The sequence below is a fragment of the Methylorubrum sp. Q1 genome, from assembly GCF_004683995.1.
Lineage (GTDB): Bacteria > Pseudomonadota > Alphaproteobacteria > Rhizobiales > Beijerinckiaceae > Methylobacterium.
In genome coordinates this window covers 96,556-111,569 of record NZ_SRHQ01000003.1, presented here as the reverse complement: position 1 = coordinate 111,569, position 15,014 = coordinate 96,556, and the positions used below count along the sequence as shown (strand labels likewise).

The 15,014-nt window shown below is 69.8% G+C and carries 11 protein-coding genes and 1 tRNA gene; 4 read left to right on the top strand and 8 right to left on the bottom strand.

Going from position 1 to position 15,014, the window contains the following annotated elements; all coding sequences use genetic code 11:
- Positions 1–119: 119 nt before the first annotated feature.
- From E4V01_RS04115 to E4V01_RS04095, 5 genes are all read right to left on the bottom strand, one after another.
- Entirely contained in the window at positions 120–1,493 is a 1,374-nt protein-coding gene (locus E4V01_RS04115) for a polyhydroxyalkanoate depolymerase (RefSeq protein ID WP_135297480.1), read from the bottom strand.
- Between the two features lie 226 nt (positions 1,494–1,719).
- A complete protein-coding gene (locus E4V01_RS04110) occupies positions 1,720–3,153 on the bottom strand; it encodes an NAD-dependent succinate-semialdehyde dehydrogenase (RefSeq protein ID WP_135297479.1) in 1,434 nt (477 codons plus the stop codon).
- A gap of 166 nt (positions 3,154–3,319) precedes the next feature.
- Positions 3,320–4,360, bottom strand: a complete 1,041-nt coding sequence (locus E4V01_RS04105; protein ID WP_135297478.1) for a Hint domain-containing protein — start codon at positions 4,358–4,360, stop codon at positions 3,320–3,322.
- A 981-nt stretch (positions 4,361–5,341) separates the two neighbouring features.
- A tRNA-Leu gene (locus E4V01_RS04100) sits at positions 5,342–5,426 on the bottom strand.
- 123 nt (positions 5,427–5,549) lie between these two features.
- Positions 5,550–5,855 carry a FliM/FliN family flagellar motor switch protein gene (locus tag E4V01_RS04095; protein WP_060771443.1) on the bottom strand — a complete coding sequence of 102 codons (306 nt, stop codon included), beginning with the start codon at positions 5,853–5,855 and terminating at the stop codon, positions 5,550–5,552.
- A 58-nt stretch (positions 5,856–5,913) separates the two neighbouring features.
- On the opposite strand from E4V01_RS04095, the gene lipB reads away from it, so the two are divergent.
- Positions 5,914–6,645 carry a lipoyl(octanoyl) transferase LipB gene (gene lipB, locus E4V01_RS04090; RefSeq protein ID WP_135297477.1) on the top strand — a complete coding sequence of 244 codons (732 nt, stop codon included), beginning with the start codon at positions 5,914–5,916 and terminating at the stop codon, positions 6,643–6,645.
- A 20-nt stretch (positions 6,646–6,665) separates the two neighbouring features.
- On the opposite strand, the gene E4V01_RS04085 is transcribed toward lipB, so the two are convergent.
- The gene (locus E4V01_RS04085) at positions 6,666–7,826 is read right to left on the bottom strand and encodes a glycosyltransferase family 2 protein (RefSeq protein ID WP_135297476.1); all 1,161 of its coding nucleotides are present in this window, start codon (positions 7,824–7,826) and stop codon (positions 6,666–6,668) included.
- A gap of 245 nt (positions 7,827–8,071) precedes the next feature.
- Between E4V01_RS04085 and E4V01_RS04080 the strand changes: the two genes are divergently transcribed.
- Positions 8,072–8,518 carry a DMT family transporter gene (locus E4V01_RS04080; protein ID WP_060771446.1) on the top strand — a complete coding sequence of 149 codons (447 nt, stop codon included), beginning with the start codon at positions 8,072–8,074 and terminating at the stop codon, positions 8,516–8,518.
- 21 nt (positions 8,519–8,539) lie between these two features.
- Here the strand turns inward: E4V01_RS04080 and E4V01_RS04075 are convergent, their stop codons facing one another.
- Complete coding sequence (locus E4V01_RS04075) at positions 8,540–10,498, bottom strand: AI-2E family transporter (RefSeq protein WP_135297475.1); 1,959 nt, start codon at positions 10,496–10,498, stop codon at positions 8,540–8,542.
- Between the two features lie 71 nt (positions 10,499–10,569).
- Positions 10,570–10,944, bottom strand: a complete 375-nt coding sequence (locus tag E4V01_RS04070; RefSeq protein WP_060771448.1) for a response regulator — start codon at positions 10,942–10,944, stop codon at positions 10,570–10,572.
- Between the two features lie 173 nt (positions 10,945–11,117).
- On the opposite strand from E4V01_RS04070, the gene E4V01_RS04065 reads away from it, so the two are divergent.
- Together E4V01_RS04065 and E4V01_RS04060 are read left to right on the top strand one after the other, a co-directional pair.
- Positions 11,118–12,479, top strand: a complete 1,362-nt coding sequence (locus E4V01_RS04065; RefSeq protein WP_135297474.1) for a pentapeptide repeat-containing protein — start codon at positions 11,118–11,120, stop codon at positions 12,477–12,479.
- Between the two features lie 86 nt (positions 12,480–12,565).
- Positions 12,566–14,974 (top strand): response regulator, encoded by a 2,409-nt coding sequence (locus tag E4V01_RS04060; RefSeq protein ID WP_135297620.1) that lies wholly within the window; start codon positions 12,566–12,568, stop codon positions 14,972–14,974.
- Positions 14,975–15,014 lie beyond the last annotated feature (40 nt).

Genomic DNA, 15,014 nt, shown 5'->3' with positions numbered 1-15,014 from the left:
TTCCAGCGCGGGGGCGGGTCAAACGCGGTGGGGTCGCAGCGCCCCTTCCACGTCAAAGCGGCCGCCGAAGGAATCGGCGGCCGCTTTGACGGATGGCGGAGAGCGGTTGGGAGCAACGGTTACAGGGCGATCCGCTGCCGGATCGCTTCCGGTCGTTCCTGCCGATCGGCCATGGCCTCGGGCAGCATGATGGCGCGGGCGGGTGTGGCGCGCGGAGACTGCGGGACGGGGCTGTGGCGCAGAAGGATCGGATGCGGCTCCGGTGCCGGCACGACCGGGGCCGGACGCGGCGCGGCGGGCCGCAGGCTGCGTTCCATGAAGCCCAGCACCAACGGCACGATGTCCTGGCGGAAGCGCGAGCCGTTGAAGATGCCGTAATGCCCGGCGCCCGGCTGCATGTGGTAGGTCTTGGCCGCCTCGGGCAGGTTCACCGCGAGATCGAGCGCGGCCTTCGTCTGGCCGAGGCCGGTGATGTCGTCCTTTTCGCCCTCCACCGCCATCAGGTGGCAGCGGTGGATCGCGCCGAGATCGACCCGTTCGCCGTGATGACGCAGGGTGCCGCGGGGCAGGTCGTGGCTGATGAAGACCCGCTCAATCGTCTCGAGGTAGAACTCGGCAGTCAGGTCCATGACCGCGAGATACTCGTCGTAGAAGGCGCGGTGGCGTGCGGCCGAGTCGCCGTCGCCGCGCACGAGATGGTCGAACATCGCCTGGTGGGCGTCCCGGTGGCGCTCGAGGTTCATCCCCATGAAGCCGGCGAGCTGAAGGAAGCCCGGATAGACCGCGCGGCCCGCTCCCGGATATCCGCCCGGCACCGTATGGATGCAGTGCCGCTCGAACCACGCGAAGCCCTTCGCCTCGGCCATGATGTTGACGGCGGTGGGCGAGCGACGGGTATCGACCGGCCCTCCCATCAGCACGGCCGAGCGCGGCACGAGCGGGTGATCCTGCGCCTCCATGCGGGCGATGGCGGCGAGCACCGGTACCGAGGGCTGACAGACTGCCGCGACGTGAAGGTCCGGCCCGAGCGCCGCGAACAGGGCGATGCAGGTGTCGATGTAGTCGTCGAGGCCGAACCGGCCGGCGCTCGCCGGCACCTGACGCGCATCGGACCAATCGGTGATGAAGACCTGATGGCTGGGGAGGAACGCCTCGACCGTGCCGCGCAGCAGCGTGGCGTAGTGGCCCGACATCGGCGCGACGATCAGGAGCTTGGGCTTCGCCTCCCGTTCCGCGGAGGGTTCGCCGAAGGCGACGACGCGGCAGAACGGGCGCTCCCAGACCACTCGCTCCGGCACGCCGAGCCCGAAGGCCGGCTTGGCGTAGACGCGGGTGGCACGCTCGAACATCTCGCAGCCCGCGGCCATGGTGCGGCTCTGCGGGGCGTAGGCGAAGGGATTGAACGGGTTCTCGCAGGCAAGCTTGGTAGCCTCCGCCGCCAAGCGCATCGGTGCGAGCATGAGATGGCCGGCCTCGTAAAGAGGATACAGCATGCGAGCGCTTCCCTCGGAGCAGCTCGCTTGAATCAAGCTGTCCTTTTCTTGAGTTCGTGAGGGCTTAAACTCCCGAACCTCAAGAAAAGTTTCATTTGCTCAAGTTCGGTTGTGGATCAGAGCAGTCCCACCCTCTCATAACGGGCACTGCATCGGCTCGGCGGAGGCACGCTTGACCGGTGATGGGGCGGCTGGGGTGGCGAGCGGCGGCGCCACCCCGGCCCGGTCAGGCGTTGGCCTGCGTCACGAATTTCGTCGTGAGATAGGCCTCGATCGCCTCCGAGCCGCCCTCGCTGCCGTAGCCGGAATCCTTCACGCCGCCGAAGGGCGTCTCGGGCAGCGCGATGCCGTGGTGGTTGATCGAGATCATGCCGGCTTCGACCCCCGCCCCGACCCGGTTCGCCCGGGTGCCGGAGCGGGTATAGGCGTAGGCCGCGAGCCCGTAGGGCAGGCGGTTGGCCTCGGTGAGCGCTTCCGCCTCATCGGAAAAGCGTCGGATCGCCGCGATCGGTCCGAACGGCTCCTCGTTCATGATCCGGGCCTCCAACGGCACGTCGGCGAAGACGGTGGGCTCGAAGAAGTGGCCGCGATTGCCGATGCGGCTGCCGCCGGTGAGGAGGCGCGCGCCCTTGGCCTCGGCATCGGCCACGAAGGCCTCCATCGCCTCGACACGGCGGCCGTGGACGAGGGGACCCATCTGCGTCTCGGGATCGAGGCCGTCGCCGACCTTGAGCGCCTTTGAGGCGGCCACGAAGCCGTCGACGAAGCGGTCGTACACGTTCTCCTGCACGAGGAAGCGGGTCGGGGCGACGCAGACCTGGCCGGCGTTACGGTACTTGTTGGCGGACAGCACCCGCACGGCGGTGTCGATATCGGCATCGTCGAACACGATCGCCGGAGCATGGCCGCCGAGTTCCATCGTCGCCCGCTTCATGTGCTGGCCCGCGAGCGCCGCGAGCTGCTTGCCGACCGCGGTCGAGCCGGTGAAGGTGATCTTGCGGATCACCGGGTGCGGGATGAGATAGCCGGAGATCTCGGCCGGATCGCCGTAGACCAGGGCGAGCGCGTCGCCGGGCACGCCCGCATCGAGGAAGGCGCGCACCAGTTCGGCGCAGGAGGCCGGCGAGTCCTCCGGTCCCTTGAGGATGACGGGACAGCCGGTGCACAGCGCCGCAGAGAGCTTGCGCACGGCCTGATTGATCGGGAAATTCCAGGGCGTGAAGGCCGCCACCGGCCCGACCGGCTCACGGGTGACGATCTGCAGCACGCCCTCGGCGCGGGCGGGGATGACCCGGCCGTAGGCGCGCCGGCCCTCTTCGGCGAACCACTCGATGATGTCGGCCGCCACCCCGGTCTCGATCCGTGATTCGGCGAGCGGCTTGCCCTGCTCGACGGTCATGGTGCGGGCGATGTCCTCCGCGCGCTCGCGCATCAGCGCGGCGGCCCGGCGCAGCACCTTGGACCGGTCGAAGGCGGAGACCCGCCGCCACGCGGCAAAGCCCCGTTCGGCCGCCTCCAGCGCCTCGTCGAGATCGGCCCGCGTCGCAACCGCGACCCGGCCGATCGCCTCGCCCGTGGCCGGGTTGAGGACGGCCAGGGTTCCGCCGCCGCCACCGGGACGCCAGCGGCCGGCGATGTGAAGCGAAACGTCGAGGTCCATGGGCCATCTCCGCGGAAAGGGACGGCCTTTCATATAGGCGCCTCGGCGCCGGGGCATCGCCCCGGATCGCATCCGGCCTGCTCGGTGGCCGCGGGCGGGCCCGACGCCACGCGCCCCTGCCGGGGTTCGGCAGAGGCGCGCGGTCGGTCACGGGGGGCGTGCCCTGTTACGCGGCGCGCCACGCCGGCATGTCGGTCCAGGCGGCGTGGCCGTCGATCTCCGCGGCGAAGACCGCGCCGAGCCGCTGCCGCTCACCGTCCACGAGAGCGCCGTCCACCGCCACCGGGCGGCAGCGGCCGTGCTCGCCGGCCGGCACGAAGTCGGGATCGGTCAGCCGGCCGTCCTCGCCCGCAAACCAGACCCGGCTGCCCATGTCGTAGTAGCTCTCGGCAGCCAGACCTTCGGCGAGCAGGATGTCGTGCGCATCCAGCTCGACATGCCAGTAGGTCACCTGCGTCGCCGGCTCGCGGAGGACGGAGGTGCCGTTGATCAGGCACATCACGGGCACCAGCACGCCGCCCTCGCCGTTGGCATCGGCGCCGACGAGCACCGGATGGCCATGCGAGAGGCGCAGATCGCGCGCCGGGAGGCCGGGGCCGAAGGCGCCCGCGCGGATCCGGATGGGCTGCTCGTTGTGGGGCAGCGCCTCACCCTTGGCATCGAGGGCGCGGTTGCCGATCCACGTGATCGGACGCAGCGTTCCGGAGGCCGTCACGGCGAGATCGCCGACGATCAGATCCTCGACCGCAACCTCGCCGCGGGCCGTGCGGATGAGGGTGCCCGTGGTGAAGCAGGGCGCAGCCTGGACGTTGTAATCGCCGAGCGTGTTGTTGCCGTCGGCCAGGAAGCGCGTCCGGGTGGACCCGGCAGGCGGATTCGAGCCGACCACCTGGGTGTTCGAGAGAAGGTAGCGGTAGTTGCCGGTCTCCGTCTCCCCGGGCGGAATGGCTCTGCTTATGAACAGGATCTGGCCCGAATTGTCGAACTGCGTCGAGGTCAGCTGAATGGACGTGCCTGCAAAACCGGCGGGAGCATCGGCTCCATAGGTCAGCGTTACTGGATCGCCGACAGCGTTGATGGTGCCTGATACTGTGACGGAATAGGTCGAGGCGGTATCGACCTGAAAGTTTCCGGATGCGCCGCCGTCATCGGTTCCAAGGAAGCCAGGAGCATATGTGGTATTATTGAACGTGATTGGCAAAGCCATAGTTCATCCCTCCCATTTCGAGCGGGCGCTTTTTCGTCAGTTATGCGCCGAGCGATCAATTGGCGACGAAATGCAGAGAGATGGGCTCCGTTCCCGGAGCGCCTGCGGCCTTCAACGCTGCTTTGCTCTAACTCTGCTTTCGGTCACGGCCCAACCATGCGGGGAACCGGCGACGCCGACAATCCATCGGGATCTGTTATCTGCCGATCGGATTATAATTCTCTCATGATCGTGGAATGATGTGCCGGATCTGCAACATTTCACTGCCGAAAACGCTGGCTTATCAGTCGGTTAGGCAAAATCGTCCGGGAACTTTCGGCAATTAATTTGCGCCTTTATCTTCCGTCTGACGGGGTCGATGCGCCGATCCTTCGGCCATGCCGAGAAGAGCGGCTCGCGGCGGCGCGTTGCGAGTGCGGACGCTCCCGTCACACGGCCAGCTGTGATTCTGGTTGCGGCTGCCCAACGGTGCGGCGTCCGCCGGCCGGGCGTTCTCGAACAGCATCGAAGGCCGTCGCTGAGCGTCACGCCTCCAGCCCTGTCTCGGGTGACGCTGCGTTCGCTCGCGCGTCGGAGGGCGTTCCCGAAGACGGCGTCGTCCGGATCGGGCTCGTCAAAGGCAGATTTTCGGAACAGCCGCCAACGCCGAGGGCGCCCGCTTCATCGAGGGAATGCGGCCGGCCCCTGCCGCTCACGGCGATGGTCGGCCGATCCCCCGGGATGGTCGCCGCGGACGAAACAACCGAACAGCGGCTTCGATCGTGAGAGGTCGGCGCAGCATCAATGCCGGGCCGATGCCATGCACCTCGCACCAGCCAAGCGATCACGGAACATCGCCGCCCCGGATGGAAAGACCCTCTCCGGGGGATGCTTCCATCAACGCGCAGCGCCGGGAAGTCTTGTGTGAGACCGCTGCGTGATTGCGGCTATTTTCACTTCTGATTTTCGCCCCAACTCCTTCCGATCACTCAGGAAGGAGTATGGTGCGGCCAAGAGGACTCGAACCTCCACCCCTCGCGGGACTAGCACCTCAAGCTAGCGCGTCTACCAATTCCGCCATGGCCGCCCTTGCCGCCGTGCCGCTTGTGGCGGCCGGTGTCTTGTGTGGGCGGCGCAGCGGATAACAGATGCCCGGGGCGGGCACAAGCGCCGGATGCGCTTCTTGGCGTTTTGCCGCCTCGAAAACCGCTCAGGGCATCGCGCCCGCGTCGTCGAGGATCGGCACGGCGCCCTCGCCGATGGTCACGCCGGGGGTGCGCACGACCTCGGCCTTGCGGATCAGCTCGGTCACCTCCACGGAGATGCGGTTGCCGGTCACCACGATCTGCCCACGGGCGATCGGGTGATCGTTGGCGAGGATCTCGACCATGTCGGTCTCGGTGGCCTCCAGCTCGATCACCGCGCCGCGGCCCATGCGCAGCAGCATGTGCAGCGGCATGTGGCTGCGCCCCAGTACGACCTTGAGATCGACCTGCAATTCGTCCAGGACCGCCACGCGCGGATGCTCCGTTTGTTAAAAACCCGGAAAACCTTCCGCACGCGATGGTGAAGTCTTGGTAAACAATTCCTTCACGGCACCCGCTTCCCGGCTTTCGATCGCACCCGCGACATTCCTGCCGCGGGCGGGCGCGCCGCCGGTGGTCTGGCGCGTGACCGACACCCTCGTCGACTACCAAGAGGCGGAGGCCGAGATGGAGGCCCGCGCCACGGCCATCGCCCGCGGCGAGGCGGACGAACTCGTCTGGCTCTTGGAGCACCCGCCGCTCTATACGGCGGGCACTTCGGCCAAGACCGCCGACCTCGTCGAGCCGGAGCGCTTCCCCGTCCACCGCACGGGCCGGGGCGGGCAGTACACCTATCATGGGCCCGGCCAGCGCATCGCCTACGTGATGCTCGACCTCAACCGGCGCCGGCCCGACCTGCGGGCCTATGTGGCGAGCCTGGAGGCGTGGCTGATCGCGACACTCGACGCCTACAACATCCGGGCCGAGCGCCGCGAGGACCGGGTCGGGGTCTGGGTGCGCCGGCCGGACAAGGGACCGACCGTCGAGGACAAGATCGCGGCGATCGGCATCCGGGTGCGGCGCTGGGTGAGCCTGCACGGGATCAGCCTCAACGTCGAGCCGGACCTCGCCCACTTCTCCGGCATCGTGCCCTGCGGCGTGCGTGAGCACGGGGTCACGAGCCTGGCCGACCTTGGCCGCATCGTCAGCCTGCCCGAGGTGGACATAGCGCTGCGCGCCGCCTTCGAGCCGATCTTCGGCCCGACGCGCGACGAAGCCTGAGACCTTCGGGATCCCGGACTTTACGCGTCGGCGGTGGCCGTTGGGGCGACCGGGCGTGCCGACGGCGCCGAACGGCGCAGGCGGAGGCTCGCGCGCAACAGCGGCAGGACGAGGCGGGCGAGCCGGATCTGGCCGGGGAGCTGCCGCGGCATCAGCGGGCGGTAGGCGAGGCGCGGGCTGGCGCGATCGACCGCCGCGACGATCTCGCCGACCCGTGGCAGGGCGGCGATGCGGCGGGCTTTGCCTTCAGGGATGCCGAGCCGGCGCGCCCAGCCGAGATCGCGGGTGAGACGGCCCTCGTCGTAGAGGCGGCGCAGCCGCGCCCGCCAGACGTAGCGGTGGAGCGCGCGGGGCACCGGCTCCATGCGGGCGTCGCACAGGGCGTCGGGCTCCTCGCAGCGGGAGCGGATCGTGTCGGCGACGCCGCCGGCCGCCCGGCCGGTGAGCCGGGCCGAGATCAGCACCAGCACCGCCCGGTCATGGCGCACGCGAAAGCCCCGCTGGAGCAGGGCGCCGACGAAGGCGCCATCCTCGCCGAGGGGAATCTCCGGCATGCCGCCGACGTCGCGGTAGGCAGGAAGCCGCACGGCGAGCGAAGCGCCGATGGTGGTGCGATGGCAGGGCCAGGGATCGTGCGGATCGGGATCGATGCGCGCCTCCATCTCGGTGATGAGCGCGTCGTAGGCGTCCTCCAGCCGGCCGCGGGCGGGCAGCGAGGGCGGCAGCAGGGCCGCCTCCTCCGGGATCAGCTCGACCCGGCCGGCGACCGCGTCGGCACCCGCCTCCAAGGCGGCGAGGTTGGCCGCGACCCAATCCGGCGGCACGATGCTGTCGGCATCGGTCGTCAGGAGCGTCGCCGTCGCGGAGGCCGTCCCCTCCGCTTCGAGCCAAGCGACCGCCGCGTCCATCGCCGCGCGGCGCGCCCAGCCCGCATGCGCTCCGGCATGAACGCGCTCGATCACCCGGACGGGAATCGAGAGCGTCGGCACGAGACGGGCGACGATCTCCGCCGTGTCGTCGGTGCAGTTGTTGAGGAACAGCACGAGCCCGAGCCGCCCCGGCGCGAGGCCGGTCTGCCGGTCGATCGCCGTCAGGCAGCGGGCGATCCGCTCGGCCTCGTTGCGCACGGGGATGGCGATGAGGGTGTCGAGGCGCGACGGCGTGGGGGAAACGGGCGGCACGGACAGGCTCCGGGAAAGCCGATGGGAGGCGCCGGAAGGCGGGCTCCGCGCGGCGCGTGCGCCTCCATAGGCTGCGCTTGATGAACCGCGGCTGATGGTCTCGCGCCACGGAACGGCGCGGGCGGGCCCCGGTTTCCCGCGCACCCCCGTCAGCAGGCAGCCTTCAACGGAGGCTTCGAAGAATCGTCCCGGGATCGCGCGGGATCCGGACCCCTCATCGCGGCTCGCCGCAGGAACCCGAAACGATGATCGTCCTCTACGGCATTGCCCTGCTCGCCGGCATCGCCACGGCCGTGCAGCCCGGCCAAAGCACCCAACTCGCCAAATCCTTCGGCGAGCAGCCCTTCGCGGCCGGCCTCGTGTCGATGCTGGTCGGCACCGTCACCATGCTCGGCATCGGCCTCGCCACCGGGCGGCTGCACCTGCCGAGCCTTCAGCAGGCCGGTCAGACGCCGGTCTGGGCGTGGTTCGGTGGTGCGCTCGGCGCCGGCGTCATCCTGGCCCAGCTCTTCGTCGCGCAGCGGATCGGCGCGGCGGCCTTCCTTGGCCTTCTCGTGACCGCGGGCGTCGTCACCTCGATCACGCTCGACCATTTCGGGCTCGAAGGCTTCACCGTCCATCCCGCGGGCGTCACGCGCCTTCTCGGCGGGGCGCTGATGATCGCGGGCGTCGCCCTGGTGGCCCTGTCCTGACCGGGATCGCCCGGCCACCCCCTACTCCGCCGCCTGCCGAAGCCGGGGCGAGGCCGGAGAAGCCTTCCCGGCCCGCGCCCGCGCCAACGCCGCGTCGAGGGCGTCGCTCAGCGAGGTCACGAGCAGGTCGGCGGAGATCGCCCGGCGCAGGCGGCCGAGGGAAGCCGGGTCGCGCTCGCGCCAGAAGCCGACGAGGATCGTCACCCCCGGCGCGGCCTTGCGGGCGCGGCGGATGGTCAGGCGGATCTGCGACAGGCTGATCGGGTCGAGATAGGAGAAGCAGATCATCGCCGGGCGCTCGCCCTCCGGCAGAGCGTTCGGTAACGCGTTGCCCGGCGCCACCCGTGCCCCGAGCCCGTGGCGGGAAAGCGTCTGGGCGAGCATCAGCGTCGCGGCCTCGTCGAAGGCACCTCCGCTCGGCACGCACAGGACCGGCGCCTGCCCGCGCCAGGCCGAAGCCAGGTCGTCCGGGCCGAGCACGATGCCGGCGGTGTGCCGGTCCGGCCCCACTGCGGCGAAGGCGGCCTCGGCCTCGGCACCGACGGGCTTGCGTGAGCGCCGCGGCATGCCGCGCTTGCGCGCCAGCCCCAGCGCCTCGACCACCGTGCGGAAGCCGGCGCCGACCTCGCCCTGCCGCTCCCGGTCGAGCATGCCGCGTGCCGCATCCTCCTGGGCCATGCGCAGGCCCGGGAGCACGACCTCGTCGTAGTAGGTGACGAGTGCCCGCTCCTTCAGGAACAGCCGCCCCTGGTCGACGGCCTCGGCCGGATCGCCCGCCAGCATGCGCTGGTAGAAGATCTCCTGGGGGCCGAGCGCCGGGCGGTCGCCGAGGATCACGTCGAGGAACCACAGCCGCTCGACATGGCGGCCGAGCACCACGAGGCAGACCGTCAGCGGGGTGGCGAGGAGGAGGCCGATCGGCCCCCACAGGAAGGTCCAGATCGTCGCCGCGAGGATCACCGCAATCGGCGAGATGCCGGTCGAGTGCCCGTAGAGCAGCGGCTCCACCACGTGCCCGGCGATGGGCTCCACGATCAGGAACAGGATCGCGACCTGGATCGCCATCGACCAGCCGGGATCGACGGCCACGGCGATGGCGAGCGGCAGCACCGCCGAGATCACCGCGCCGACATAGGGCACGAAGCGCGAGATGCCGGCGATGACCCCGAACAGGATCGGGCTCGGCACGCCGATGAACCAAAGGCCCACGCCGATGACGAGGCCGAAGGCGACGTTGAGGATGAGCTGCGCCACGAAGAACCGGCTGAGCCGGCTCGTGGCGTCGTCGATCGCCGCGGTGGTGCGGCGCAGGTCGCTCGATCCCGCGAGCCGGATCGCGCGGTTTCGCAGATCCTCGCGCTGGAGCAGGATGAAGATCGTGAACAGCAGGATCAGGCCGAGCGTCGCCAGCGGATGCAGCACCCCGCCCGCCACGCTGCCGAGCGTCGTCAGCAGCCCGGAGCGGGGGGCGTGGATCTCGACCTGCATCGGCCGCTCCACCGTGCCGAGCGGCGCGTTCGTCTCGGACTCGGTCTTGGCGGCGGGCGGCTGCAACTCCTTGCCGATCTCCTCGGCCATGTCGAAGAAGCCGGAGAACGTGTCCGACAGGCTTCCGCGCTCGGCGGTGGCGGCGCGCAGGGCCGTGATCTTGTCGCGCAGGGTCAGCGAGTAGCGCGGCAGATCGGTCGCGAGCTGCGCCGCCTCCCGGGCGATCAGGCTGCCGATCGCGCCGAGCAGGCCGAATGCGAGCACCACGACCAGCAGCACCGCCGCCACCCGTGGCACCCGGACGCGCCGCAGGGCCCGCACGGCGGGCACGAGGACGAAGCTCAGCAGGATGGCGAGCGCCACCGGCACGAGGATGTCGCGGCCGAAATACAACGCGCCGGCGAGCGTCACGACCAGCAGCATCGAGGCGAGCGTCGTCACCACCGGCAGCGCTTGCCGCAGCAGCCGCGTGGTGACCGGATCGGTGGTCATGGCGTCCTCATGGGCAACGGGGCCCGTTCGGGTAATGGATCGTTCGGAGCGGTGGAGGCGGGCCGGACGCCTCAATCCCCCGCGCCGATCGCCGCGCCGATCTGGGTGAGCAGTTTGGGGAAGTCGATCGGTTTGGGGTGATAGTCGTCGCAGCCGGCCTGGATCGCCTTGTCGCGGTCGCCCGACATGGCGTGGGCGGTCAGCGCGATGATCGGGATGGCACGGGTATCGGTCGCAGCCTTCAGGGCGCGGGCGGTCGACCAGCCGTCGAGGATCGGCAGGTTCATGTCGAGCAGGATCACGTCGGGCTGGGCGGCGCGGGCCTGCTGCACGCCCGCCTCGCCGTCATGGGCGAGCACGACTTCGTAGCCGCGGCGCTTGAGCCGGCGGGACAGGAAGTCCCAGATCTCCTCGTGGTCTTCCACCAGCAGGATTTTGCCCGACACGCCTGAACCCCTTACTCGCGCCGCACGCGCTGTGGCCACACAACGCACGGAAAGGCGTTGCGGTAGCATAGGATCGTTCGCAAAACCGCGTCCGTCCCACGGCCTCTCGCCTTGTGTCGCTCGGGCCGGGCCGGCTATGGGGCTTGGGGGCGGGATCATGCGGGGCGTTTGCGGTGCGACAGGGCGATGCGGAGGGCGATGATCCGCGCGTCGCAGCACTGCTGGCGCGTCTCTCGGACGACGCGGTGCCGTTCTCGATCGCCGGGCGCGACGACTTGGCCGGGCTCACCCTGTCGCGCGCCGCGCTGAACGGTCACATCGATCCGACGGCGCCGCCGCGCTGGTGGAGGGAGGGCGCGGGCGGGCTCGACCTGGCCGGCGCCGACCTCGCCGACGCCCGGCTGGAGATGACCGATTTTTCCGACGCCTCCTTACGTCGCGCCTCGCTTGCCGGCGCGCTCGCGCGCTCGGCCGGCTTCGCGAATGCCTGCCTGGAGGAGGCAGACTTTTCCGGTGCGGACCTCAGCGGCGCGCGCTTTGCCGGCATTGCCGGCGGGCAGGCCTCCTTCCGCGAGGCGATGCTGGAGGATGCCGACTTCTCCGGCGCGACCATGCGCTTTGCCCGGCTCGACAAGGCTTTGCTCGACGGCGCCCGCTTCGAGGGCGCCGACCTGTGGGGTACCGACTTCACCGGGGCGGATGCCGACGATTCCGTGTTCCGAAAGGCTCGGCTCGACGAGGCCAACCTCTCCGACTGCAATCTCACCGGCGCGGATTTCGAGGGGGCGAGCCTGAAGAAGGCGCGGCTCGTCGGCTCGCGGCTGCGGGGCGCCAACTTTTCCGGGGCCCGCCTCGACGGGGCGGACATGTCGGGGGCCGACTTCTCCCGCACCAGCCTCGTGCGGCTCGACCTCACGACGTGCAAGCTGCACCGCGCGCGCTTCGCCGGCGCGTGGCTGGAAGGCGTGCGGCTCTCCGTCGAGCAGATCGGCGGGATGGTCGGCGAGGAGGCCGCCGGCGAGTACGAGGCGGCCCAGGCGAGCTATCTCGCCCTCGAGCGCAACCTTCAGAGCATCGGCAGCCCCGAGGGCGCGAGCTGGGCCTACAAGCGCGGGCGCCGCATGGGCCGCCGCCATGCCGGCGTGCGGGCCCGCAAGGCCTTTTTCGCCCGCGATGTGCGCGGAACGCTGAGCGCCGGCTACCGATGGATCGCCGACCGCTTCGTCGAGTGGCTGTGCGATTATGGCGAGAGCCTGTCGCGGATCGCCCGCGCCTTCCTCGTCGGGATCGTCCTGTTCGCCGGGGCCTATGGGGCGACGGGCGGGCTCTTCCACGAGGGCGAGAACACGCCGACCTACAACCCGCTCGATCTCGTGAGCTACAGTGCGCTCAACATGATGACTGCCAACCCGCCGGAGATCGGCGTGAAGCCGCTGGGCCGCGTCACCAACCTGCTGGTCGGGCTGCAGGGGGCGGCGGGCATCGTGCTGATGGGGTTGTTCGGCTTCGTCCTCGGCAACCGCCTGCGCCGCTGACTTTTGATTTCGCATCCGCGCGAAAGCCGGCCACACCGGGCGGACGCAAACCGTGACGACGCGGCTGCGACGCCGACGAAGCCATGATGCCGACGAAGCTGACGGGAGACATCACCGTGACCGTACAGGACGGGAAGGTGCCGGAAACCGGGCCGACCATGGCCGATTTTCGCAATCTCGCCGACGCCTTGCCGCAACTCGCCTGGATCGCCGAGGCCGACGGCACCCTCGTCTGGTACAATCGCCGCTGGTACGACTACACCGGCACGACGCCCGCCGAGATGGCCGACCATGGCTGGCGCAAGCTGCACCACCCCGACCATCTTGCCGGCGCCGCGGAGCGCTTCGCCTCCTGCATCGCGGCGGGCGAATCGTGGCAGGACACCTTCCCCCTGCGCGGCAAGGACGGCCGCTACCGCTGGTTCCTGTCGATGGCCGAGCCGGTCCGCAATGCGGACGGCACCGTCGTGCGCTGGTACGGCACCAACACCGACGTCACCGAGACGCGGGTCGCGCAGGACGCGCTGGGCCATTCCGAGCAGCGCTTCCGCGCGCTGGTGGATGCTTCCGCCGCCGTCATCTGGAGCACGACCGCGCAAGGGGAGCTGATGCCGCCCCAGCCGAGCTGGGCCGCCTATACCGGCCAGAGCGACGAGGCCTATCAGGGCTGGGGCTGGATCGACGCGATCCATCCCGACGACCGGGCGCGCGTCGCCGAGGTCTGGGCCGAATGCGTCGAGAAGGTGAAGGTGTTCGAGGTCGAGTACCGCCTGCGCCGCCACGACGCGGTCTGGCGCGACATGGAGGTGCGCGGCGTGCCGGTCCTCGCCGAGGACGGCTCCATCCGCGAATGGGTCGGGCTCAACATCGACATCACCGCCCGGAAGGAGGCCGAGGCCGCGATCGAGCAGGCCCGCGCCGCGGCGGAGGCGGCCAACCTCGCCAAGAGCCAGTTCCTGGCCAACATGAGCCACGAACTGCGCACGCCGCTCTCGGCGGTGATCGGCTATTCCGAGATGCTCGGCGAGGAGCTGGAAGATCTGGGCCAAGCCGAGCTGCTGCCGGACCTGCGCAAGATCGAGTCGTCGGCCCGCCACCTGCTCGGCCTCATCAACGACGTGCTCGACATTTCCAAGATCGAGGCCGGTCGCCTGACCCTGGCCGCGGAGACCTTCGATGTCCTGTCCCTGATCGAGGATGTCACGGCCGCCACGCAGAGCCTGATCACGAAGAAGCGCAACCACTTCCGCCTCGATTTCGAGGGGGATCTGGGCGCGATGCATCAGGACCAGTTGAAGCTGCGCCAGTCGCTGATCAACCTGATCGGCAACGCCGCGAAGTTCTCGGAGGAGGGCGAGATCATCCTCGGTGTGCGGCGCCTGCGGAAGGACGGGGCCGACTGGCTGAGCTTTTCCGTCTCGGATACCGGCATCGGCCTGACGCAGGAGCAGATCGGCCGGCTGTTCGAGCGCTTCTCCCAGGCCGACGAATCGACCACGCGCCAGTTCGGCGGCACCGGCCTCGGGCTCGCCATCACCCGCGCGTTCGTCGAGCGGATGGGCGGTACGATCGGCGTCGAGAGCACCTTCGGCGAGGGCGCGACCTTCACGATCCGCCTGCCGGCCGAACTCGCCGCCCACGAGGAAGAGGTCGAGGCGGAAAGCGTCGCCGCCCGCGTTCAGGAGATCACCGAGGGCGAGGCGCATCTGCACGACGTGGTGCTGCTCGTCGATGACGACCCGGCCGCCCGCGACCTGCTTCAGCGCTTCCTCGAACGCGAGGGGTTCCGCGTGCGCACCGCCAATGACGGGCGGGCCGGGCTGACCTTGGCCCGGGCGCTGAAGCCGCGGGCGATCCTGCTCGACATCGAGATGCCGCGCATGGACGGCTGGGCGGTGCTGCACGCGATCCGCACCGATCCCGAGATCGCCGAGACGCCGGTCATCATCACAAGCGTGGTCAACGAGTTCAGCCTCGCCCACGTGCTCGGCGCCACCGACTACATGGTCAAGCCGATCGATTGGGGTGCGCTCAAGGATGCGATGGAGCGCTACCGCCCCGTCGACCGCGAGGGCAGCGTGCTCGTGGTCGACGACGACGCCGACGCCCGAGAGCGGGTGCGCCGCACGCTCCAGCGCGACGGCTGGCAGGTGCGCGAGGCCGAGAACGGCGCCGCCGCCCTGGAGAGCCTGGATCAGGTCCGCCCGAGCCTGATCCTGCTCGACCTGATGATGCCGGTGATGGACGGCTTCGCCTTCCTGCGGGCGCTGCGTGGGCGTCCCGACGGCGACAGCATCCCCGTGGTGGTGCTCACCGCCAAGGAGATCACGAGCGAAGAGAAGGAGAGCCTCGGCCGGCAGGCCGACCGGCTCATCGTCAAGGGTACGATGAGCCTCTCCGAAATCGGCCGGCAATTGCGCGACCTCTACAGCCGCCAGGAGGGCACGCCGCTGCCGGGCAAGATCCAGAGTTTGATTGACAAGCTGTCGCCGTAGAACCGGCTGAGAGTGCCTGACAAAACTCCCGGTCCCTGAC